This window comes from Daejeonella sp., assembly GCF_030695525.1.
In the GTDB taxonomy this organism is placed as follows: domain Bacteria; phylum Bacteroidota; class Bacteroidia; order Sphingobacteriales; family Sphingobacteriaceae; genus Daejeonella.
In genome coordinates this window covers 79,092-102,134 of record NZ_JAUYSS010000009.1, presented here as the reverse complement: position 1 = coordinate 102,134, position 23,043 = coordinate 79,092, and the positions used below count along the sequence as shown (strand labels likewise).

Here is a 23,043-nt window from a genome sequence, read left to right as displayed (position 1 = left end):
AAAAAGATGAAAACACTAACAAAAGAATTACAGGAAGCCATTTCACCGGCACAGGCACTAGAGCTATTGATAGAAGGTAATAAGCGGTTCGTAAATAACCTAAAAGTAAACCGGAATCTACTTCAGCAGGCTAATGAGACTTCGGATGGGCAACACCCTTTTGCAGTAATTCTGAGCTGCATCGATTCAAGGACATCCGCAGAACTGATTTTTGATCAGGGTTTGGGAGACGTATTCAGTGTTCGTATTGCAGGTAATATCCTGAATGAGGATATTTTAGGAAGCATGGAATTTGGATGTAAGGTAGCAGGCTCAAAAATCATAGTAGTGTTAGGCCATACCAAATGTGGTGCAGTTAAAGGTGCCTGTGATCATGTTGAAATGGGAAATCTCACCGCACTTTTAACAAAAATCAGGCCGGCGGTAGATGATGAATCTACTGTTAAATCAGAACGAAACTCATCAAATGCCGAATTTGTTGAGAAGGTTTCTGCAATCAACGTGAAACGTACAGTAAAAGCAATTATGGAAAGAAGTCCGATTCTCAAAGAAATGATCGAAGCCGGACAGATTGGTATTGTTGGTGGTACCCACGATATAAGCACTGGTGTGGTGGATTTTTTCGAGGACACACAGATAATCAAATAAACCTTTATATTTTCAATATTCGGGGTGATTCGGTAATGCTTACCGGTGACGCCCCGAATTTTTTTTGAGTCACATAATAACTGATACTGATTCAGTTTAAAACAATTTTCTGAAATTAGCCGCATGAAAAAACTTGTTTTAGCCGCATTCTTAAGTGTTTATACAATCGTTTCCTTCGCTCAGAATACCAGGATCACCGACGCAAACACCATCGGTTGGATAGCCTATACCGGAACTATCAAATTAAATCAGAAATGGAGCCTCCACACCGAGCTGCAGGTTCGAAGGGATCGTCTGATTACTAAACCTCAGCAAGATCTCTACAGAGCAGGAATCAATTATACTTTAAACAATAAGATTGGTTTAAGAGCTGGCTATGCGCTCGCAGAAACCTATAATTACGGCGATATACCGCTCAACAATTTGGGGAAGCAATTTACTGAACATCGAATCTATCAAATGGCTACATTAAACGATAAATCCGGGATATTTGATTTCAGCCACCGCTTCATGTTAGAACAAAGGTGGATTGGCAGATATTCAAGCGCCTCACTTACAAAAGAGGACGATTTTGTTTTCTGGAACAGGTTGAGGTATATGTTCAGGGCAAATATTCCGCTAAAAGGAAGAACTATTGCCGATAAAACTCCATACCTGGCAGTCTACGATGAAATCCTTATCGGATTCGGCAAAAACGTCAATGAAAATGTATTCGACCAAAACAGGCTGGCTATACTTCTTGGATACCGTTTCTCCCCAAAAGTACGTATTGAAGGTGGCTACTTGAATCAGATAGCACAATTATCGAGAGAAGTTAATGGTAGAAATATATTTCAGGATAATAAAGGAATTCTATTAAGTACCATTCTGAATTTTTAATCTAAGGAATTTCTTTAAATTTTTACTTTGTCGATTCTTAAATCTGTATTAATTAATTTCATGAGGATTTTACTAAAAATGTCGCAATATTCACGTAGATTGGTAGTCAGCCAAGGCTGATTAGTTCTTCATCGGTTTATTAGCAGGCATAATTATGAAAAAGCCTAAATTGATTTTTTGCATTCTAATCATTTTTTGCATCTCCTGCAAAACTCAAAAAAAACCCAGAGCACCAAAAATTGATGTACCAATTGCAATCAATATCCAGGCTGAAAGCAGCACAAATACAAATTTTATAAACCTGAGTTATTACCGATTTCAGTTGCTGAATGGCATTGAACAGTTTCAGAGTGTAAATTTTGTGTTGGTTGAACCCGATGAAAACCCGGAGATTGTCCTAAATATTGATATTGAAAACTTTTCGCTCTGGCCAAAAGATGAAAGGGTTTCAAGAAGGAGGGTAAGCCGCAACATAGTAGTTGGAACTGATTCGAACGGCAAACCTGTATATCAGACTGTTACAGCAAGTGTAGATATTTTTCAGATCCAGCAAAGAACGAATGCACGATTTAAAACATCCTTATCAATTAAAGCAGAAACTCCGGTAAAATTTCAAAAAACATTCATTGCCAACTATAATTATGTGAATACTTATGTTGATAATATACAAGGAGATCCACGAGCTCTGGACCCTTCAATCAGTATGTCGAGAGGAATGGGATTTGAACCTACAGAGGACGACTATATTCTGATTTTGTCTAAACAGGAAATGATTCGCCGCATTGGAGATGAAATTCGAAAATTTTACGATGCGAAAACTAAAGTCCTGAAATAAAATAAGCGGGTTTGCTACCTTTGCCCCCATGGTGCTTCAACTGTACAAACCTTTCGAAAATTTAACTTTCAGCAAGCAATTTTGTTTTCTAAGCGGCAAAAAACTTCAGTCGCCTGAAGAGGAGATCACGGTATTCCCACCCTGGCTGATGCAGGAATACGACCTCCGGGATAAACCATTCAAACTCCTCGACGAAAGTATGTCGACTTACAGCGACATGAAACTACCATGTTCCGGGGAAATTTATGAACTGGCTATAGAGCCTCTGGAAAAAGAAATACAAACTGCCTTTTTATCGGGATATGATGCTGTTAAACAAATTCCCGAATTAAGACTATTTCAATGGATTGCCAAAATGGTTTATGGTATCCTATTCAATGAAATCCGCATTGGGATGATGCAGCAGAAAGCCAGGAATGAAGAGTTTGTCCTCTCACAATCCCTGATCCATAAGTTCAGTAATCTCCACTTAATGCTTCAATCATTGAATCAGCCTGTAATTTTTGAGGGAAATAATCCCTGGAGTATTCGGGTCTTCAAACTAGAGAGCAGCAAGGATTTGTTCAACTACCGCGATGAAATAAACACCCTTACATTTTCTTTAGGAATGAAGGATTTTGGAATCATTGCTTGTCTGCAGGACAACGGTACCAATGCGGTTTACCATAAGGATATTCTTTCAAAATTAAACGGTAAAGCAGTACATCCCGCACAATTGGAGGAAATATTTGCGCGATTTTTTTATTCCAATTACCTGTTTAACCGCTTACCCGAATATACTGTCATGCCAACCGAAGATGCGGTCTATATTGAGGCTATGCCATTACGTGGAATGAGCAATAAGCCCCTTTTTGATTTCTGGCAAAACAAAACCTATGCCCAGGTACTTGAAAATTTCTGGAAGCCCTGGGGAATCCTCTTATTTGAGATTCTGAAAGATCCTGAAAACCCGCTGAGTTATCTCCTCACTAAAAATTTGGAGATTATTTCAGCCAAGTCTGTTGATTTGCCTTCCTAAATCCCGGATTTTTCTTCGCGCCTTTTACCCCCATCTTAACGAAACCATCAGGCTGTTAACTGATTAACAAAATATCCTGCAATATCCGGGTAGTAAATAATTGTCAACAGAATTCCGGTCAGCGCCCCGTAGAAGTGAGCATCGTGGTTAATTGCATCTCTTGAATTACGCGAGGCATATACACAATAGCCCAGAAACAGAAATCCGTATAAAACCGCAGGAATCGGAATTGGAATTGGAAAGATTATCATTTTATTCATTGGATAGAATAAAATATAACTAAATACAACCGCACAAACGGCACCAGAAGCACCCAAACTGTTATACCAGAAGTCCTCCTTATGCTTAAAGATAGAACTGATATCACTCAAAATAATACTTACAATGTATAATAATCCAAACTGAAAATGACCCCAACTGCTCAGAGAAACAAAGGTTTTTTCAAGGGTGAATGCGAAGAAGTAAAAAGACAACATGTTCACAAGAAGATGTGGCCAGTCTTTATGAATAAGTCCGCTGGTAAGCATACTATATAGTCGGCGGCCACGACTTACACTGTAAGGGTGAAGCATAAATTTACCGTACACCTCTGCATTCGAAAAGGCATAAATACTGGTAACAATCGTGAAAATAAAAATAATTGTTGCAACTGGGGTATCATTAATAAAACTCTCCATTTAATTCAATTCAATTTTAGCAGGACTGATTAAACGGCCTACCGGGTATCTCATATGTGTTCTCTCGTAATGTTTTGAATTCCTGTAAACCCAATCCAACTGTGCTGATGGGCTTTGCAGTAATTCGGGATTTATTTTCTTCTCTTCTTCAAGCCTGACCATCAATTCAGGATCCTGCTTTAATAGGCGGGCTGCTTCATCCTCAAAAACATAATCGGAAAAATGTTCCTTCTGCCCAAGCACTGAATCAAAGAAATTCCAGGCAAAGAAAGAATCTACACCCTGTGGTTCAAGGGTTTCGACAATGTATCTGTTCTTCACCTGATCAGTATAAATGATATAATCGCCTTCATAATATTTCACACTTTGCATTTCAGTTCTGAGCTTGACCTGAGAATGAAGATAATGCCCCTCAAACGGTTTGTTCACGGTTTTATAATCTTCAATATAATACATTTCCGAATCGATCTCCATATCTGAGACAAGGCGTTGAATCTGTACATTATTCAGTAACATCAGATCAATTACCTTTTGCCAGGATTGCGGAATAATGTAAGCAAATGGTTTTTTTATCAGATCCAAGGGTATGTAATGATCAAAAATACGGATATCTTTTTCATAAGGCTCATTCCGGTCATAATAGAGTCTTTGTATACCGCTAACTTCACTGGTTTTATATTTGGCCATATAGCCTTTAAACCTGAACAAGGAAAAACTTCTATCATCCAGAGTCCATTGCAGCGGAAATGAAACCTGTGCTCTGACATCAGCATCAGCCTTTTGTTTATTTGTGGCGATCAAATCCGCATCACGCTTTACTATTTCAATTACATGCTCCATAAACTTGTAGGTACCCTCAACCCGCTGAGGATATGATTTAAGCATATGCGTTTCGGGCATAAAACCAATCGTATTATGTAAGGCAGCATAACCAGTTGAATAGCGTGGAGTCTCTAAAAAACCTGTAATTCCTGAATCCGGAGTCTCCTCTATGTTATTTACATAGGGTGTCATCTCGAAATTTGAAGACTTCATTTTTTTGTACAAATCGGGCAGCATACGGCTGCTTAAATATTCTGAAAGTACCGGATTCAACTTATCCTTCTGAGGAGCAATGAGGGTCATTATATACTGATAATCAGCTCCATTGCTCGTGTGATTATCTATAAATACTTCCGGTTGCCAGGTATTGAAGATCATTTGAAAGACCCTTGAATTCCTTGAATCAGCCTTAATAAAATCCCTGTTAAGATCGAGATTCTGATAATTTCCTCTAAAACCATATGACTCAGGCCCATTCTGATTCACTCTGGATTGGCCTCTGTTCAGCATTCCATCAACATTATAGATAGGGATGATGCAAATCACCACATTTTTGGGGATGGAATTCTTTTCCAACAAATCACGCACAAGAATCATGCTGGCATCTATCCCTTCAGGTTCACCCGGATGAATCCCATTATTAATTAATATGATTCTTTTGTTTTGCTTCCTTATCTGTGCCGGATCAAAGATTTTATCCGCGGAAAGAACGATCAGATTTAATGGTTTCCCAATATCGGTTTGCCCATACTCCAAAAGCTGCATCTGTACATATTTAGTGTCCAGAAGCCGATAATAATCCATAAGTTCCTGATAGCTTACAGTTATTGCATTGTCTTTTTCATAAGGGCTTATTTGTGCATTTGCCATAGGAAAATAAGTAATCAGGATCAATAAAATACAAAACCTACTAAACATTCCGTATCGGGACAAATATAAGATCAATGCCCAAGTTTATCGATAAGATCTGCAAGATTCCTGTCCTTTTCTGTAATTATATTACCGGCATCATGCGAGCTTATCATTATAATAACCTTGTTATATGAATTGGACCAATCCGGATGATGACCTGCTTTTTCGGCAAGCAAGGCAACTTTATTCATGAAAGCCCATGCAGAAATAAAATCCTTGAATTTGAATTCCTTTTTAAGGTATGCTTCTCCCTTATCTACATCTTTAACTTCTTTCCAATCCATAATTAAATCTTATAACTGCTTGTTTTTGGGAAGGCTTTTTAATATCAGATCGTAAGAATGATCGATCATTTCCATTAATTGTGTATTGCTTAACCGACCTTTCATAAATACGGTATTCCAGTGGGTTTTATTCATATGGTAGCCCGGCTGCACTTCTTCATATTCCTCCCGAAGTGTTACTGCTCTTTCAGGATCACACTTCACATTAAAACGATCAGGATTGTCAAGTCCGCAAAGCAAAAAGATCTTATCTCCTACTTTGAACACCAGAGTGTCCTCACCAAAAGGAAAAGTTTCAGTAACACCAGGCTTTAAAAGGCAATAATCTCTTAAATTTTCAATATTCATATCAGGGTATTCTTACATCTGACCAGCCCTGAGCGCACTCAGGTACATGAAGTTCAAAATACGGTAGTAATGCTTAATTTCGCATGCCAATTCTAAAATTAAGCAAAAATGACCTTAAGCGAAAATATAAGATATACTGTTACAGATCGATTTTTAAGATATACCGCAATTGATACCCAATCTAACCCGGCTTCTGCAAGCTTTCCTTCTACTGCAAAACAAAAAAATCTTGGTTCGCTATTAGTCAGCGAGTTAATAGAAATGGGTTTGAAAGACGCTCATCTAGACGAGTACGGGTATGTTTATGCAAGCATTCCGGGAAATACCGATAAAAAAGTGCCTGGCATTTGTTTCTGCTCTCATATGGATACTTCTCCGGATTGTAGTGGCGAGAATGTGAAAGCTATTATTCATAAAAATTATCAGGGCCAGGATATTATTCTTCCTGATGATCCTAACCAAATTCTTCGCATGAAGGATCACCCTGACCTGAAAGATCAGATTGGAAATGATATCATCACGGCCAGCGGATTAACCTTATTGGGTGCCGACAATAAAGCTGGAATAGCCGAAATTATGGATGCCGCAAATTTCCTGATCTCCCATCCTGAATATAAGCATGGTGAAATCAAAATTCTCTTCACTCCCGATGAGGAGATTGGGAGGGGCGTTGATAAGGCAAACCTTAAAAAACTTGGAGCTGATTTCGCATATACAATTGATGGTGAAACTGCAGGTTCCATTGAGAATGAAACTTTCTCGGCCGATGGGGTTAAGGTAATCATACAGGGACTGAGTGCACATCCCGGATTTGCGAAAAATAACATGGAAAGTGCCTTAAAGATAGCTTCGGAGGTCGTATCCGCATTGCCAAAAGAATATTTATCACCCGAAAGCACTTCAGGAAGAGAAGGATTCATACACCCTGTTTCTATAAACGGTTCAGTAGAGCAGGCCAGCATTGAATTTATCATCCGTGATTTTAATACCGAACTATTAAAAAGCCATGAATTGGTTCTGGAACAAATTGTTAAGAAAATATTATTGGATTATCCCGGTTCAGGTTATGAATTTAGCGTTGAAGAACAATACCGGAATATGAAATCGGTACTTGATCAATATCCTCAAGTTGTTCAGGCTGGAATAGAAGCTATTGAACGAAGTGGGTTAACAGCAAGATTGCAGAGTATCAGAGGAGGGACAGATGGTTCCAGGCTCTCATTCATGGGCTTACCCTGCCCGAATATATTTGCCGGTGAGCATGCTTTTCACGGAAAACAAGAGTGGGTATCTATCCAGGATATGCAAAAGGCAGTTCAAACCATTATTAATCTGGCATTAATTTGGGAGGAGAAGAGTTGAAGTCTGCTTTAGCTTAACATTCAATATCCTACCACAATTAATTTAAGCGGTTGAGCCTCCTGATTCAGAATATTGCCGGAATCGTATATAATTATAATTGTAATGAAATCATTACGAAGTCCTTTAAACCTTTAACACATACTTAGTCTAAAAACCATATGAAGACAAAAACTAAAAATTTTTTCGTTCTCTCATTATCAATTGTATTAATTAGTTCGCTTCCTGCCTATTCGCAGAAAAAAGCAGAGCTGATAAAATCTCTGTGGGCTGATAAACCAATACTAATTGACGGTCAGCTTAATGACTGGAATGATAGTCTAAGCCTCTATAACGATGCTACAAAACTTTACTATAATCTGGCCAATGACGATGAGAATATCTACCTGGCAATAAAAAATGGCTCACCAGAAAGTTTAACCCGAATTCTCGCCAGAGGAATAAGCTTTTCAGCCAATCTTGAAAATAAGAAAATTCCTGCAATGGTGACCTTTCCGCTTCTCGACCGGACTCCCGGAAAGAAGCGAAATGAAACCGAACAACCTGCACCTGAGGAGATACAAAGAAGAATCCTTGAAAGAATCAAAGAGATTAGAGTTGATGGATTCAAAGAAATTATTGATGGGGGTATTTCACTGTATAATGACTATGGGATAAAAGCTGCGGCAGCTTTTGATTCAAAAAATAATCTGATTCAGGAGATCGCAATACCTATCCGTTTACTGGGCATTGAACCCGGCAGAACTGAACCTATAACTTACAGCATTCGGATCAATGGATTTCAGGGACCCACAGCTGTGCAGCAAAGGGATATGAATGCATTTGATGATATGTATGGTGGGGGATTCGGTGGCAGATACAATGGCAGGTATGGCAGAAATTATGGTGGAATGTATGGTGGGATGCCTTCCAGAAATTATCCTCCTGCCAGAATATCAACATCAACTGAGTTTTTTATCAAAAGTATGCTGGCAGAAAAGCAATAATCAAGGTTTCAGCATATGAATTGCCGGTATTTTAAACCAATTATGAACCAAATAATAATAAACATGAAAAAACTGTTACCCTTCATTATCAGCTTACTTATTAGCTTTAGTGCTGTCGCGCAAACAAGCCGGGATATAAGTGGAGTGGTAAATGATTCTACAGGTACCAGTATCATCGCTGCTACAGTAAAGTACATTGCCGGAAAGGATACCTTGTTTACCAGAACTGATGCTGATGGCAATTTTATTTTCAAAGGGGTGAAATCATCCACTTTCCTTTTAACAGTAACCAGTTTAGGGTACCAGCCTTTAAACAAGCGGTTTTTATACAAAGATGGTGAAACACCGATCAAATTAGACCCAATCAGCCTGAAAGCAGAGAGCAGAGTTCTTTCAGAAGTAGTTATTTCGGGTACACCTTCGGTAACTATAAAAGAAGATACAATCATTTACAGGGCGTCGGATTACCCTTTAAGAGAAAATGCCCTGGCTGAGGATCTTTTGAAGAGATTACCTGGAGTTGAGGTCGATAAAGATGGAAATGTAACCGCTCAGGGCAAGGCGATTACCAGGGTTCGGGTAAATGGTAAAGATTTTTTTGGGGGTGATGTAAAAACAGCTACCCAGCAGCTTCCTGCTGATATTCTTGAGTCTGCTCAAATCATTGATGATTATGGTGACCAGGCCAACCTGACCGGGATCAGAAACGGAGATCCTGAAAAGATCTTGAATTTTACAATCAGAGCAGATAAAAACAAGGGATATTTCGCCAGAGGTACAGTTGGAGGAGGTGATAAAGAACGTTATCAGGCATCACTCACGGCCAATACCTATAACAACACTGAGCAGTTTTCTTTTATTGGGAATCTGAATAACACCAATAGCTCGGTATTCAATTTTGGTGGCGGCGGTGGATTCGGTGGCGGCGGTGGTGGTGCACGCGTCCAGGGTGCAGGTGGTGGAGGTGGTGGAGGTGGTGGAGGTATGCGCTTCCAGGGTGGCGGTGGTATGGGCGGTGGAGGTTTCCAGGGTGGAAATAATAGTGATGGACTCACTTCAGTTGGATCTGTCGGACTTAATTATCGTAAGGACTACGGAAAAAAAGTTAGTTCATACGGAAATTACAGTTTTTCTAACCGGGATAACGATGTAATCAGTGACCAATTACAACAAAACAACTTTCAGAATTCACTAATTTCAACTACTCAGAATTCACTAAAAAATGTGATTAATAATAATCACCGGTTTGGCTGGAATATTGAGTATCGTCCCGATACTGTAAACTACATTAAATTTAACCCTACCTTCAGCTACGGTTCATCAATCGATAATGGAAATTCAAGTTATTTACAATATGATGATGGCCGTCTTAGCTCCGATGGTACTTCACTCAATAATACAGATTCCAAAAACCCCAATTTCGGGGCGACGCTTTTGTTAAATCACCGCCTCAAAAAAAGAGGAAGAAATTTATCCTTATTCACTTCAGCTAATAACGCCAAAACCAAACAGGAAGATGATCAGTTAACTCAATATATCAACTATATTGTTGGGGGTGGAAATTCAAACGTTTATAGAAATCAGGAATTATATGATAATAATAGAAACTCTAATATTAATGCCAATCTATCTTACAATGAGCCACTTAGTCCAAAATCAAATCTGGAATTCAACTATAACCACAGCACCACAAACTATAAAAATGTAAGAGAAACCTATGATATTAGCCCGGCTGGATCGTCAAGCTATAATATAAACCTGAGTAACGATTTCAATTATTCCTTTAGTACCAACAGATTTGGATTTAATTACAGATTTAATGAGAAAAAATATAATTATTCCTTCGGACTGAGTGCCCAGCCAAATGTTCTTGAGGGCAGATCAATAGTTAATGGAGTAACTACACCAAACCGGAATACGGGATTTAATATTATCCCTTCTGCACGATATTCCTATAACTTCTCTAGAACAAGAGCAGTAAATGCATTTTACTTTGGCCGGGCAAATGAACCAACCTATATTCAATTACAACCCACTCCTGATATTTCAAATCCGCAATATCCTGTATATGGAAATCCAAATTTAGGTGCTGAATTTACACATATCATGACCTTCAGATATAATAATTTTAATTTCAACTCCGGAGATGTATTGTTTTTTAACTTATCTGGTAACTATACAGAAAACAAGATTGTGTCTAACATAGTACGTTCTATGGATCCGGTAGTTGGTTTGGTTCAGGAAACCCGATATTTGAATACTGATGGGTATTATACAGCAAATGCGTTCTATAATTTCTCCAAACCCTTTCAGGAAAAGAAATATGTGTTTTCATTCAACGGTTCAGCAAATTACATCAATAACATTTCATACACTGATGATGTAAAGAATACCGGTAAAAATTGGATCTTTTCACAAGGCTTGAATATGCAGATAAACCCAAACAGGAATCTTGAATTCAACCCCGGATTGAGATACAGTTTAAATACTAATACCAATGATGCAATTACCAATAACAATACAAAGGTTTCAACCTACTCACTGAATTTTAATAGCAGAGTATTCTTTCTTAAAACCTGGCTGATAGGTTCTGACCTTAGTAAAGCATTTAATAATGGCTATAGCAGTTCATTAGCCGTTAATCCTTTTATTATCAATACCTATCTTGAAAAGCAATTCTTTAAAGACAAACGAGCTTCCTTAAGATTTCAGGGATTTGATCTGCTCAATGAAAATACCAGTGTATCCCGTTCTGTAACCGGAAATGTGATCACAGATAGCCAAAACAATCGTTTGTCAAGATATTACATGCTTAGTTTTACCATGAGACTGCAAAAATTCAGCGGAAAACAACCTGAGCAACAACAGGAAAGAGGCCCTGGGATGAGACCTGGAGGCGGTGGCCCCTGGATGAGACCCGGAAGCGGTGGTCCGGGAAACTTTTGAAATTTTAAATAAACACTATACAAAGCTGTTCCTCAAAGGGCAGCTTTTTTATTAATAGGCATTTTATAAACTAAGGAATTTCTATATTAGAAATAGAAAATATTCTAATATGGAAAGAAGAAAATTTATTTCAAAGGGTTTGGCAGCAAGTGCAATCATACCTGCAACTTATGCCACTCTGTTGGGCTCAGAAGCAAAAGCGGCTGAAAATATGCCTAAAAATGACGCAGAAGCCAATAAAATGGCAGAAGATGATGGAATTTTTATCGAAAGAAGTGTATCCGGAAGACCCCATGAGGGAAAAGTTCTGGCAGTAATTCAGCCACATGTTGATGATTGCACTTTGTTTGCTGGTGGCGCTATCGCAAAATTAATTAGTGAAGGATACACCGGATATCTTATCAGAACCACCAATGATGATGCAGCAGGAGCGGGAACTGATGGTGACAGGGTTTTGAATAATGAGAGAGACAATGATAAGGTAGCCAAAGTATTGGGTCTGAAAAAAGTATATAATCTTGGATACCGAAACCATCGTATGGATGAATACAATACCCAGGAAATAAAAGGAAGATTAATATTCCTGTTCAGACTTTTGAAAGTTGATACCATTTTCAGTTATGATCCATGGGGGCATTATGAAGAAAATCCGGATCATTATGTAACTGCCCAGGCGGTTGAAGCAGCACGGTGGATGTCGGGAAGTGTCGATTACCCAGAACAACTGGATGCAGTTAAACCTTATGGTGTAAAAGAGCGGTATTACTTCGCCAGGGGTCCGCAACTGGTCAACCGTATTGTTGACATATCGAAACATATCGATAAAAAGGTTGAAAGTAATGTTGTAATTACTACTCAGGGGCCCGGAGGTAATAATGGCTCTAGAATCAGAAAGAGACTGGCAGATCAGGGTAAAAAATTACCAATACTTGGTGATACGGATGAGTCGGCAGATTTCAACTATGTCAAGCATTTTGTGCTCGATAAAGACTCTTTAACTCAAAGGGGTACTCCATCAGACCGGGAAGTAGGTAAAAAGTATGGATTGGAATGGGCTGAAGCCTACCACTACATTGGTAATCCGGTTTCCATTTTACCTGATTATATTGAGAAAAATGCAGTTCCTAAGTAAGAAATGCCTTATTAATCAAATAATCCCTGATGAATTTAATCCTCAGGGATTATTTTATTTTCAAATTTTCAGGGCTTTTTGGCTTTCTTCATCGGATTATCCCCTGTAGATACACCCCTTATACCTGGGTTGCCTTTAAAAAGCTCAAATCTGCTTGGCATAAACTGTCTTGGCCAGGAGTTATTATGTTCATCAATATCAGCAGTTTCACGTAATGGATCAAGCATAATGCTTAGAACCTCCTTATTTTTAGCGAATACTTTAGACACCTCTGTTTCATTTAATCTCCATATTTCGGCAGGAATTCTTTCAATCTCTGAACTTCCATCTGAAAAGTTAAACTGAATGATCAGAGGCATTACCTGACCTCCGATATTCTTAAATTTGAGTTCGTAAAAATTTAGATTGCTGTTCAGCAATTCCTTTTCCTTAGAACTTAATTTCGCAACAAACTCAGAATATGCCTTTTCATCATCGGGAGTAACACTGAATGGATTATAGGAGTTATAGAAATCTCGGGTTGCCGGATCTGACTCCACCACCGTCTTTTGATTATCCTTAAGGTTAATATTTTTACTTACATAAGCCTCTTCCCTTTCAAATATTTTCTTTGCATCAGATTTTTTTTCTGCCGGACTACGATTATCAAGTTTAAACCAACTCACCGATTCAAGTGAAATATCAACCGGTTCTGTTTTGAAGAACCAGCCTCTCCAAAACCAATCAAGGTCAACTGCTGATGCATCTTCCATAGTCCTGAAAAAATCGTCGGGGGTAGGATGTTTGAACATCCAGCGCTTTGCATATTCTTTAAAAGCATAATCAAACAAATCCCTTCCCATAACCGTTTCCCTTAAAATATTAAGTGCTGTTGCTGGCTTTGCATAAGCATTTGGGCCAAATTGAATAATGTTTTCAGAATTGGTCATAATCGGCTCAAGCAGGTGCTTCTCACTTCTCATGTAAGGCACTATTTTATGAGCCGGGCCTCTTCTTGATGGATAGTTTCTATCCCATTCCTGTTCAGCCATAAACTGCATGAAGGTATTTAATCCCTCATCCATCCAGGTCCACTGACGTTCATCAGAATTGACAATCATCGGGAAGAAATTATGCCCGACTTCATGTATAATCACAGAAATCATTCCGTACTTAACCGCATCAGAATAGGTTCCATCAGAATCCGGACGGCCATAATTGAAGCAAATCATTGGGTACTCCATCCCATTAGAAGCTTCCACAGAAATCGCCACCGGATATGGATAATCAAACGTTTTGGATCCGTAAGATTTGATGGTATGGGCAACAACCTTTGTAGAGTATTGCTCCCATAACGGATTACCCTCCTTGCCATAATATGACATGGCCATCACATCCCTGTTCTGTTGTTTTACAGCCATAGCATCCCAAATCAACTTCCGTGAAGAAGTCCAGGCAAAATCCCTTACATTTTCTGCATGATAGATCCAGCTCTTTTTATCTTTTGATCTGCCTTTTTCCAGTTTTTCAGCTTCGGACTGAGTACGAATGATTACAGGTTTATCATAACTTTTCTTTGCATCTTCCCATCGTTTCAACTCATCCGGACTTAAAACGGACTCAGGATTTTGCAGCACTCCTGTAGCGCCGACCATATGATCAGCAGGAACTGTAATTTTAACTTTATAATCACCAAAGGTTAAGGCGAACTCTCCCTTACCCATGAATTGCTTATTTTGCCATCCTTGAAAATCAGAATATACTGCCATTCTCGGGAACCACTCGGCCATAGTATAGAGGTAATTTCCATCTTTCTCGAAATATTCATACCCCGGTCGGCCACCTATAAAACTCATCCTGTCATGAATATTGAAAGTCCAGTCCATTGTGAACTCCATTTTCTCACCTGGTTTAAGGGGCTCAGGCAGATTAAGCCTCATCATTGTTTTATTAATCGTCACCGGAATATCCTTGCCCGACAGATCTTTCACTGAAATTATCTTGTAACCAAGGTCCTGATCGTGCCATAAAATACCCTGAAGCTGGGTCATGGACATATTCTGAGAGATTTTGTTTTCGGCAACTTTGGGTGTATTTGAATCCCTGGCTCTTTCGTTCTGATCAAGCTGGATCCATAAATAGGAGAGCGGATCCGGAGAATAATTATGATAAGTAACTTTCTGCCACCCCTTTATAGATTGATTCGCATCATTGAGTTCAACCTGAATTTCATGATCTGCCTTTTGTTGCCAGTACATATGTCCCGGTGCACCTGATGCCGTTCTGTAAACATTAGGGGATCGGAGGCTGGCATCTAATTGTTCGAATCTTTCAGCATGGTTTTGCTCAGTCTGCTGGGCAATGCCTTGAAGTCCGCAAAGCAAAAAAACTGCTAAAGCAATTGATATTCTTTTCATAATTTAAATAAAGGGCTTAACAATTGGTACTTAAATCAGGGAATCCCGGGATAAAATCCCCGCTAAGATAAACAGTCCTTTAAAATATAAAGAAAATACTCACCAAAACTTCGATTCAATCATCATCATTATTGCCATTCCAAGAATTATCGAAGAAACAACAAGCGTCCATTGCTTTTGATTTACTTTGAAAACCAATAATGGAACAAGCGATAAAAGAAGGAAAAACAGTACAATCAATAATTGACCTGCCTCTAATCCAACATTAAAGGCAAAGAGCGGGTTCAATATGGATACCTCATTGCCCAGCAGAGCCTGAAGGTAACTGGAAAAACCGAGTCCATGTATCAGACCAAAAAAAATTGCAAAAAAATAATTTAGTTGTATTCCTTTAGCTGCTTTTGGATGAATAATATTGCCGGCGGCTGTTATGGCTATTGTTACAGGTATTAAAAATTCTATCAGATTTGAATTGATAAATAGCAGTTTGAAGGTGGCAAGCGCCAAAGTAAGCGAATGTCCGATAGTAAAAGCCGTTACTAAAATGATTATCCTTTTCCAATCTGAAATTGAATATAAACTGCATAGGACAATAACAAATAGAATATGGTCAAATCCGGCAAGATCAAGAATATGATTTGTTCCAAGCCGGAAATAAAGTTCAAACTGTCCCATAAAAATCAGATTGTTAAATAATACCTGAGCTTAATCAGAATATCCATAATTTGCAGCAAATATCAGGTATTATGCTTTACAATTATATACTTTCAATATTTCTGCTCATTCAAAGCTTATTCCATCCATTCTATATAAGTCTAACGGAAATAAAATATAATGCAAGGGAAAGCAGTCTGGAGATCTCACAAAAAATTTTCTGGGATGATCTTGAATTAGAATTAACTGACTTATACGCTAGCAAAATTGATTTTTTAAAACCAAAAGACAAAGCCGATCTGGACAGGAAACTTAAGCAATACATCCTTCAAAACAACGAAATTCTAGTGAATGGAAAAAAAGCAGAATTAAACTATCTGGGTTATGAAATCGAAGAAGATGCCGCCTGGTTTTACTTCGAGGCAAAACAAATTCCCAGACCACAAAAAGTAGAAGTCAGAAACAGTATTCTTCACAAATATTTTGATAGTCAGCAAAATATTATCAATTTTTATCTGGATAAAAGCCCGAAGAGCCTGATTCTTCTTAAGGGAAAGGATAGCGGGAAATTGACATTTTAGGAATATATTTAAGCAACTGAATTCATTAAACTTCATTCAAATGCGGATTAAACTGATCTTATCAGGCTTACTTTTATTTGCAGGCATGTCAATTATTGCTCAGACAAAAAAGCCAAACATCATCCTTATTTACATTGATGATATGGGATATGGAGATATTGGTATAACGGGAGCAAATGCATATCAAACCCCCAATTTCAATCAGTTACAAAAAGAAGGTATCTTCTTTACACAATTCTACTCACCACAGGCAGTATGTACCGCATCACGTGCAGGTTTGCTTACAGGCACCTATCCAAACAGGATTGGTTTTGCAGGAGCATTAGATCATATGGCTAAAACCGGGCTTAATCCGGATGAAGAAACCATTCCGGAATTATTAAAAGCCAGGGCTTATGCAACAGCGGTTTATGGCAAATGGCATCTGGGACATTTACCAGAATTTTTACCACGACAGCATGGTTTTGATGAGTTTTTTGGTATCCCTTACTCCAATGATATGTGGCCAAATCATCCGACAGGGAAAAATTATTACCCTCCGCTGCCATTGATTGAAAATGAAGCCACAATTCAAACTAATCCCGATCAAAGCCAGTTTACAACTCAATTCACCGAAAAAAGCCTGAATTTTATAGAGAAGAATAGGAATAATCCCTTTTTCCTTTACCTGGCGCACCCAATGCCACATGTACCTCTGTTTGTCTCTGATAAATTTAAAGGCAAATCAAAACAAGGCCTCTATGGGGATGTAATCATGGAACTGGACTGGAGTATCGGACAAATCAGAAAGAAAATAAAAGAGCTGAAACTGGAAGAAAACACGCTACTGATTGTTACCTCTGATAACGGTCCCTGGCTTAATTATGGCAATCATGCAGGTAGCAGCGGAGGTTTTAGGGAGGGCAAAGGCACTTCATTTGAAGGAGGACAAAGAGTGCCTTGCCTGATGAGCTGGAAAGGGGTAATACCTGAAGGCATAATCTGCAATAACCTGGCATCATCCATTGATATTCTGCCAACAATTTCCGCAATAACCGGTGCTGCTTTACCTAAAAAAAAGATTGATGGGGTAAATATATTTGAACTGATGAAGGGAGATTTTAGTCAGAACCCAAGAGATCATTTTTTATATTACTACAGAAAAAATAGCCTCGAAGCAATCCGAAAAGGTAACTGGAAGCTGATTTTCCCTCATCCTACAAGAACTTACGAAGGTTTCGTACCCGGAAAGGATGGTCTGCCGGGGCAGGTTAACGAAAACTACTTTTTTGAAGGGGGTTTATTTGATTTGCGCCGCGATCCTGGAGAAAGGTATAATATTCGGGGAGAACATCCGGAAATTGAGGCTGAACTTTTAAAAATTGCTGCGGCCGCAAGAGAAGACCTGGGAGATGATCTGACCAAAAGCCCGGGTAAGAACAGGAGATCGCTTTCGATAAAACCATAAACCTGAATTCAGCAAATAATCTTTTGTCTTATTTCTATGATAAATTCCAGCAAAATAACCAGAATTCATTTAGTTTTTCTGTTTCTATCCCTTATTCAGACCCTTTCTGTTTTGGCTCAGCCCAGACTTCATCCCTTCAACCCCCTACCACAACAATGGGATGAAGCGATCCCTCAGGGAAATGGCATGATCGGTTCATTGATCTGGGAGAAAAACAAAACTATACGCTTTGCATTAGACCGCGCCGACCTTTGGGATAGCCGTCCGATGAAAGGCCTGCATCGCAAAGAGTTTAGCTATCAATGGATAGTAGAACAAAGATTGAATGGTAATTATAAACCGGTTCAGGAATATTTTGATCATCCTTATGACAGGGAGCCGGCTCCAACAAAAATTCCCGGAGCAGCAATTGAGTTTAATTTTACGAAAGGGCTAAGCCTTAAGGATGCTAAATTAAACCTCGATGAAGCTACCTCTGAAATCAGCTGGGAGAATGGTACACGCTTGTTTTCCTATGTTCATGCTGTAGATCCTGTTGGCTGGTTCAGATTTGAAAACCTATCCATAGATTTTGATATTGAATTGATCCCACCATCCTATCAGGCTGCGGTAAATATAAGCGGGGACCCGGTTGGAGGGGATGATCTTGGGCGGCTGGGATACGAACAAGGGATTGTCGAGAGAACAAATAACAGCATTATTTACCATCAAAAAGGCTGGGGTGCTTTTTCATACGATGTAATTGTAAGCTGGAAAAGGCTTGATGCTAAAACTGTTGAGGGTGCCTGGACCATCAGAACTAATCCTGATGTTTTTAAAAGCAATCTGGATCTCTCGAACTTACAGCAAAAACTGAAAGCAGGATATGATCAGAACAGAAAGAGTCATCTAGACTGGTGGTCGAAATTTTGGGCTAAATCTGATCTTCAGGTTCCGGATAAAACGCTGCAGCATCAATGGGAAATGGAGCAATATAAATTTGGATCCACTGCCCGACAGAATGCCCCGCCAATTTCCCTGCAGGCTATCTGGTCGGCAGATAATGGCCGGATCCCACCCTGGAAAGGGGATTTTCATCATGATCTGAATACCCAGCTAAGCTATTGGCCATCCTACAGTGGGAATCACCTTGAACTTGCAATGGGCTACCTGGATCACTTTGAACTCAATAAAGAAAACTATAAACGCTATACAAAGCTATTCTTTGACAAAGAAGGGATAGCAGTACCCGGGGTCACTACTTTAGATGGAACCGAAATGGGTGGATGGATTCAGTATTCACTTTCTCCAACTGTTTCTGCATGGGTATCACAACACTATTATTTGCAATGGCGATATAGCATGGATAAGGATTTCCTGAAAAATAAAGCCTATCCATGGATAAAATCCACTGCTACTTTTCTGGAACAAATTTCAGTGCTCGATCCTGAAACCGGCAAGCGTAAACTCGTAATTAGCTCAAGTCCGGAGATCAATGATAATAAAAGCAGCGCCTGGTTTACTAAAACAACCAATTACGACCTCTCACTCATGCAATTTAATTTTAAAACAGCAGCAGAGCTGGCAAGAGTGTTGAACCTTATGGAAGAAGCAAGGCATTGGGATAAAATATATCAGCAATTACCGGATCTTGCTATTTCCAATAATAATGAACTGATGATATCTCCTGACTATCCATATAGTGAATCTCACCGTCATTTTTCAAATACCATGGCCATTCATCCCCTTGGATTGATAAAATGGGAAGATTCTGATCAGGCAAAAAATATTATCCGCTCAAGTATCAAATTATTGGATGATGTTGGACCGAAATTATGGTGCGGATATTCTTACGCCTGGCTGGGAAACCTTAAAGCGAGAGCAAAAGATGGTGAGGGAGCGGCAAAAGCATTAACAATTTTCTCAACAGCATTTTGCTCAACCAATAGCTTTCACTTAAACGGAGATCAGACAAAATCCGGATACTCCGATTTTGTTTATCGACCATTCACTCTGGAGGGAAACTTTGCATTCGCAGCCGGGATACAGGAAATGCTGATTCAGTCTAATGCAGGTTTTCTCGAAATATTTCCGGCAATCCCTGCCGACTGGAACGATGTATCATTTAAGTCCCTGAGAGCTGAAGGCGCTTTTCTGGTTAGTGCAGAAAAGAAGGATGGAAAAGTAACGATACTCAATATCCAATCAGAAAAGGGTGGAATTCTTAAAGTAAAATCACCTTTTGGAAAATTCGAACAGAAGATCAGCGGGAAGGTAAAGATCGTAGAATCGGAGCCAGGTTTTATCCGGATTGATTTTGAACCAAATAGCAGAATTACATTAAATGCAATTTAATATTGTAAAAAAATGGCTCTGTAAATACAGAGCCATTTTTTACATTGATACAAATTCAAATGTGATTATTTCAACTTCGAGAAGTCCATAGGTTTCATATAAACGGATTCGACCTTTTCTACCAGTTTACCGTTTACTTCAGATGCCGTACTTGCCTTTATCCATTCGGGATCTTTACGGAAATTTTGCCATGCTAACTTACCAGCTGCTTCATCCGGATAAGCCAGGAAATATAGAAGTTTAGCCTGATCAGCAGGATCCTTTTCTATGGTTGTAAAATATGCAACATTCTGCATACCATTGTTCTTAAAGATCTTCATGGTATGATCCCTGAATCTGTTTTCAAGATTCTGGAGCTTTTCAGGCATTGCGGTATAGATACGCATTTCAAAGGTGCGCATTGCTGAGCCCCTGGAAGCTTTAATTTTAGGTGAATAATCTGTACCCTTTAGAAAATAAATATTTGCTCTTGCAATAAGTTTTCCATTTTCTTCTGATTTTTTTGCAGCTTCCAGCCATTGCGGATCTTTTCCAAACTCTTTCCAGGATGCATCCCTAGCTTCTTTACTTGGATAGGCCATCAGATAATAGAATGCATTATCCGGATTATTGGTTGGGACCCAGTATCCAAGTCCGTCAATTCCATGTTTTTTAAACAGGGGTACCGCATGATCCCTGAATCTGTCAATTAAAGCATCCAGTTTACCCGGATTGCAATAGTATACTCTTAATTCAAAATAGCGCTTGTCAGCTTTTTTTGCAAAACTTAGTTGTGAAACCAGAAGAAGGCAGATGATTAATAATTTTTTCATGATAGATAAAGAAACGAAGATTATTCTGATTTTTTTGTGTTTGATTAGAAATTTTAGTCCAATAACGAAAGGTTTCAAAAATTTAAAGCTGATACATCCAAAAAACATTTAGACTTTTATTTTCTTCCTAAGTACTGATTAAAAAACAGCCTAAAAATAATTAAATTAACCTGAGTTCGATATAAGGAAGGTTAAAAGCCAGGCTTATAATTATCCAATCGCGTTCTATATCAAAAACGAATAGCCGGAAGATACCTCCTCCGGCAAGGATTATTTTACCCGGTGCTGTATTTCATCGGGAAGGGCAGCCCGGCAAAAGATCCACTGCCCGTGTAATTAAACCCGGGTGACAGTTCTAGCTTTTTGCCCGGGCGAAACTTTATCTCAAAAAGCAATTTATGGGCAAAAACTAGGGCAGAACACGGGAATAGCAGGACCTAAGAGGCACAGACCCTGCTTTCTAAAATAGATAAAATTATTCAATCAAAACAGCGCGGCAAGATTTTATATGGAAGTCAGGTTAAATTAAAATCTTTTAATTCTAAATTTTATGCTGCCCGATCTCAGATCATTCCACCTTAGTTTTCTGTAGCCAATATCCTGAATAAATCTGCATTACTAACCAGATAACTATTTTCCAAATCAATCTGCTGAATTTTTGCAGAAATCAGACTGTTTTCACGGGAGTTGAGAATAAAAATTGAACTCTCTCCAAACGAAAAAAGGCGTTCCTCTGCTTCCAGCATCTTTTGATAATCCTTTACCAGATTACCTACCAAGCCGGCCTGTTTTTTAAATGATGTTTTCTCAACTAGTTGTGCATCAATCTTATTTTTGATCTGTAGTCTTTCCTGTTGAAGTTCAAATCTCGTTTCCCTCAATTTAAGCTTCGCTAAATTTAGTGACCCTCTTTCCACACGAAGAAATATTGGGAATGAAAAGTTTATCCCCACTTTGTAATCATCATTCCTTAGAGAGTGAAAATCCAAAGGTTCAGAAAAGTAATAATAGCCCAAGTCAATTTTAGGAAGTAAATAATTGGCTTTTAGTTTTCTTTCAACATCAAGCATATTAATTTTAGTCTCCATCATTTTCAGTTTAGGATGGTCTGCAATAATATCCTGAGTATCATATAAGTCTCCTGTACTTAAGATCCCTTCTATGCTGGCTGTGAGGTTTAGTTCAGGTTTAAGATTTTCCGAAGGCTCAACCGGGGTTTCGTTTATCCATAGGTAATTGGCAAGTTCAAGCCTTGCTTTGTTTAATTTGAGTATTGCATTTTCTAAATTCAGTTGGCGATTTTTTACAGCAATACCCGTCTCAACACTGTCAATCGCCGGTTTATCACCCTGCTTTATTAGTTTTAGCACCCCATTATAGCGATCCTGAGAATAATACAGGTATTCCCTATACATTTCAACTTCATTAAAATGTTTTAACCAGGAAAAATAAGCAATTGATGCATTGTACAAAACTTCCAGACTGAACAAACGCCGCTGCGATTCACTTAATTGAATCTGTAATTTGGCTTTTCTAAGATCTGCGATTCGTTGGTTAATGAACAGACCCTGTGCCAGAGGAACACTTACACCAAGTGAAGTTACTCCCTGATTGGGTGCTAAATTTTGAGGATTTAAATATATGCCTTCAGCATCATCAAATGCTGCCTTTACCTCTATACCATACCAGGTTGGTATTTTAAAACTGCTGTTTAAAATAGAGTAGTATTGAGTACCCTGAAATTGCTTATTGTCAAAATCTAACTCAATTTTAGGGTCAAATCCACCCCTTGCCTGCATTAAAGCTGCCTGGGCTTTGTCTAATTCTATGTTTGCACGGCTAACAAGCGGATGATATTTTTTTACATAACCCAAATATTCCCTGAAACTCAGTACTTCCTGATTAAACTCCTGAGCAAAAGCAGGAACATTTATTAAAGCAAAGACAATAAAAAGCCTATAAATTAGTTTCAT

The 23,043-nt window shown here is 38.7% G+C and carries 19 protein-coding genes; 11 read left to right on the top strand and 8 right to left on the bottom strand.

Annotated features, from left to right (window positions below):
• Positions 1-6 precede the first annotated feature (6 nt).
• The 4 genes from Q8S11_RS01620 to Q8S11_RS01605 all read left to right on the top strand — a co-directional run bounded on the left by Q8S11_RS01620 (position 7) and on the right by Q8S11_RS01605 (position 3,380).
• Positions 7-648, top strand: coding sequence for a carbonic anhydrase family protein (locus Q8S11_RS01620; protein WP_305660329.1), 642 nt, complete (start codon positions 7-9; stop codon positions 646-648).
• A gap of 123 nt (positions 649-771) precedes the next feature.
• Positions 772-1,527: a DUF2490 domain-containing protein gene (locus Q8S11_RS01615; RefSeq protein ID WP_305660328.1), complete on the top strand. Its 756-nt coding sequence runs from the start codon at positions 772-774 to the stop codon at positions 1,525-1,527.
• A gap of 154 nt (positions 1,528-1,681) precedes the next feature.
• Complete coding sequence (locus Q8S11_RS01610) at positions 1,682-2,362, top strand: hypothetical protein (protein WP_305660327.1); 681 nt, start codon at positions 1,682-1,684, stop codon at positions 2,360-2,362.
• Positions 2,363-2,390: 28 nt separating this feature from the next.
• A complete protein-coding gene (locus tag Q8S11_RS01605) occupies positions 2,391-3,380 on the top strand; it encodes a hypothetical protein (protein WP_305660326.1) in 990 nt (329 codons plus the stop codon).
• Positions 3,381-3,427: 47 nt separating this feature from the next.
• Here Q8S11_RS01605 and Q8S11_RS01600 read toward each other — a convergent pair whose 3' ends face one another.
• The 4 genes from Q8S11_RS01600 to Q8S11_RS01585 form a co-directional block, all read right to left on the bottom strand.
• Positions 3,428-4,057, bottom strand: a complete 630-nt coding sequence (locus Q8S11_RS01600) for a rhomboid family intramembrane serine protease (RefSeq protein WP_305660325.1) — start codon at positions 4,055-4,057, stop codon at positions 3,428-3,430.
• The gene (locus Q8S11_RS01595; RefSeq protein WP_305660324.1) at positions 4,058-5,749 is read right to left on the bottom strand and encodes a M14 family metallopeptidase; all 1,692 of its coding nucleotides are present in this window, start codon (positions 5,747-5,749) and stop codon (positions 4,058-4,060) included.
• 71 nt (positions 5,750-5,820) lie between these two features.
• Positions 5,821-6,075 (bottom strand): 4a-hydroxytetrahydrobiopterin dehydratase, encoded by a 255-nt coding sequence (locus Q8S11_RS01590; RefSeq protein WP_305660323.1) that lies wholly within the window; start codon positions 6,073-6,075, stop codon positions 5,821-5,823.
• A 9-nt stretch (positions 6,076-6,084) separates the two neighbouring features.
• Entirely contained in the window at positions 6,085-6,423 is a 339-nt protein-coding gene (locus Q8S11_RS01585) for an MmcQ/YjbR family DNA-binding protein (RefSeq protein ID WP_305660322.1), read from the bottom strand.
• A gap of 108 nt (positions 6,424-6,531) precedes the next feature.
• Here Q8S11_RS01585 and pepT point away from each other — a divergent pair, with 108 nt between their 5' ends.
• The 4 genes from pepT to Q8S11_RS01565 all read left to right on the top strand — a co-directional run bounded on the left by pepT (position 6,532) and on the right by Q8S11_RS01565 (position 12,846).
• Positions 6,532-7,785, top strand: a complete 1,254-nt coding sequence (gene pepT, locus Q8S11_RS01580) for a peptidase T (protein WP_305660321.1) — start codon at positions 6,532-6,534, stop codon at positions 7,783-7,785.
• Between the two features lie 158 nt (positions 7,786-7,943).
• On the top strand, positions 7,944-8,768 hold the full coding sequence (locus Q8S11_RS01575; protein ID WP_305660320.1) for a hypothetical protein: 825 nt from the start codon (positions 7,944-7,946) through the stop codon (positions 8,766-8,768).
• A gap of 63 nt (positions 8,769-8,831) precedes the next feature.
• Positions 8,832-11,714 carry an outer membrane beta-barrel protein gene (locus Q8S11_RS01570; RefSeq protein ID WP_305660319.1) on the top strand — a complete coding sequence of 961 codons (2,883 nt, stop codon included), beginning with the start codon at positions 8,832-8,834 and terminating at the stop codon, positions 11,712-11,714.
• Positions 11,715-11,823: 109 nt separating this feature from the next.
• Positions 11,824-12,846: a PIG-L deacetylase family protein gene (locus Q8S11_RS01565; RefSeq protein ID WP_305660318.1), complete on the top strand. Its 1,023-nt coding sequence runs from the start codon at positions 11,824-11,826 to the stop codon at positions 12,844-12,846.
• Positions 12,847-12,914: 68 nt separating this feature from the next.
• Here Q8S11_RS01565 and Q8S11_RS01560 read toward each other — a convergent pair whose 3' ends face one another.
• Both Q8S11_RS01560 and Q8S11_RS01555 read right to left on the bottom strand, forming a co-directional pair.
• Positions 12,915-15,242, bottom strand: coding sequence for a M1 family metallopeptidase (locus tag Q8S11_RS01560; protein WP_305660317.1), 2,328 nt, complete (start codon positions 15,240-15,242; stop codon positions 12,915-12,917).
• Between the two features lie 99 nt (positions 15,243-15,341).
• Complete coding sequence (locus tag Q8S11_RS01555) at positions 15,342-15,917, bottom strand: HupE/UreJ family protein (protein ID WP_305660316.1); 576 nt, start codon at positions 15,915-15,917, stop codon at positions 15,342-15,344.
• A gap of 71 nt (positions 15,918-15,988) precedes the next feature.
• Between Q8S11_RS01555 and Q8S11_RS01550 the strand changes: the two genes are divergently transcribed.
• The 3 genes from Q8S11_RS01550 to Q8S11_RS01540 are packed head-to-tail and all read left to right on the top strand — an operon-like array spanning position 15,989 to position 20,258.
• Positions 15,989-16,477 (top strand): DUF6702 family protein, encoded by a 489-nt coding sequence (locus Q8S11_RS01550; protein WP_305660315.1) that lies wholly within the window; start codon positions 15,989-15,991, stop codon positions 16,475-16,477.
• A gap of 40 nt (positions 16,478-16,517) precedes the next feature.
• Positions 16,518-17,924 carry a sulfatase gene (locus Q8S11_RS01545; RefSeq protein WP_305660314.1) on the top strand — a complete coding sequence of 469 codons (1,407 nt, stop codon included), beginning with the start codon at positions 16,518-16,520 and terminating at the stop codon, positions 17,922-17,924.
• 36 nt (positions 17,925-17,960) lie between these two features.
• A complete protein-coding gene (locus tag Q8S11_RS01540; RefSeq protein WP_305660313.1) occupies positions 17,961-20,258 on the top strand; it encodes a glycoside hydrolase family 95-like protein in 2,298 nt (765 codons plus the stop codon).
• A gap of 65 nt (positions 20,259-20,323) precedes the next feature.
• On the opposite strand, the gene Q8S11_RS01535 is transcribed toward Q8S11_RS01540, so the two are convergent.
• Both Q8S11_RS01535 and Q8S11_RS01530 read right to left on the bottom strand, forming a co-directional pair.
• Positions 20,324-21,070 (bottom strand): NIPSNAP family protein, encoded by a 747-nt coding sequence (locus Q8S11_RS01535; RefSeq protein WP_305660312.1) that lies wholly within the window; start codon positions 21,068-21,070, stop codon positions 20,324-20,326.
• A gap of 578 nt (positions 21,071-21,648) precedes the next feature.
• Positions 21,649-23,043 (bottom strand): TolC family protein, encoded by a 1,395-nt coding sequence (locus tag Q8S11_RS01530; protein WP_305660311.1) that lies wholly within the window; start codon positions 23,041-23,043, stop codon positions 21,649-21,651.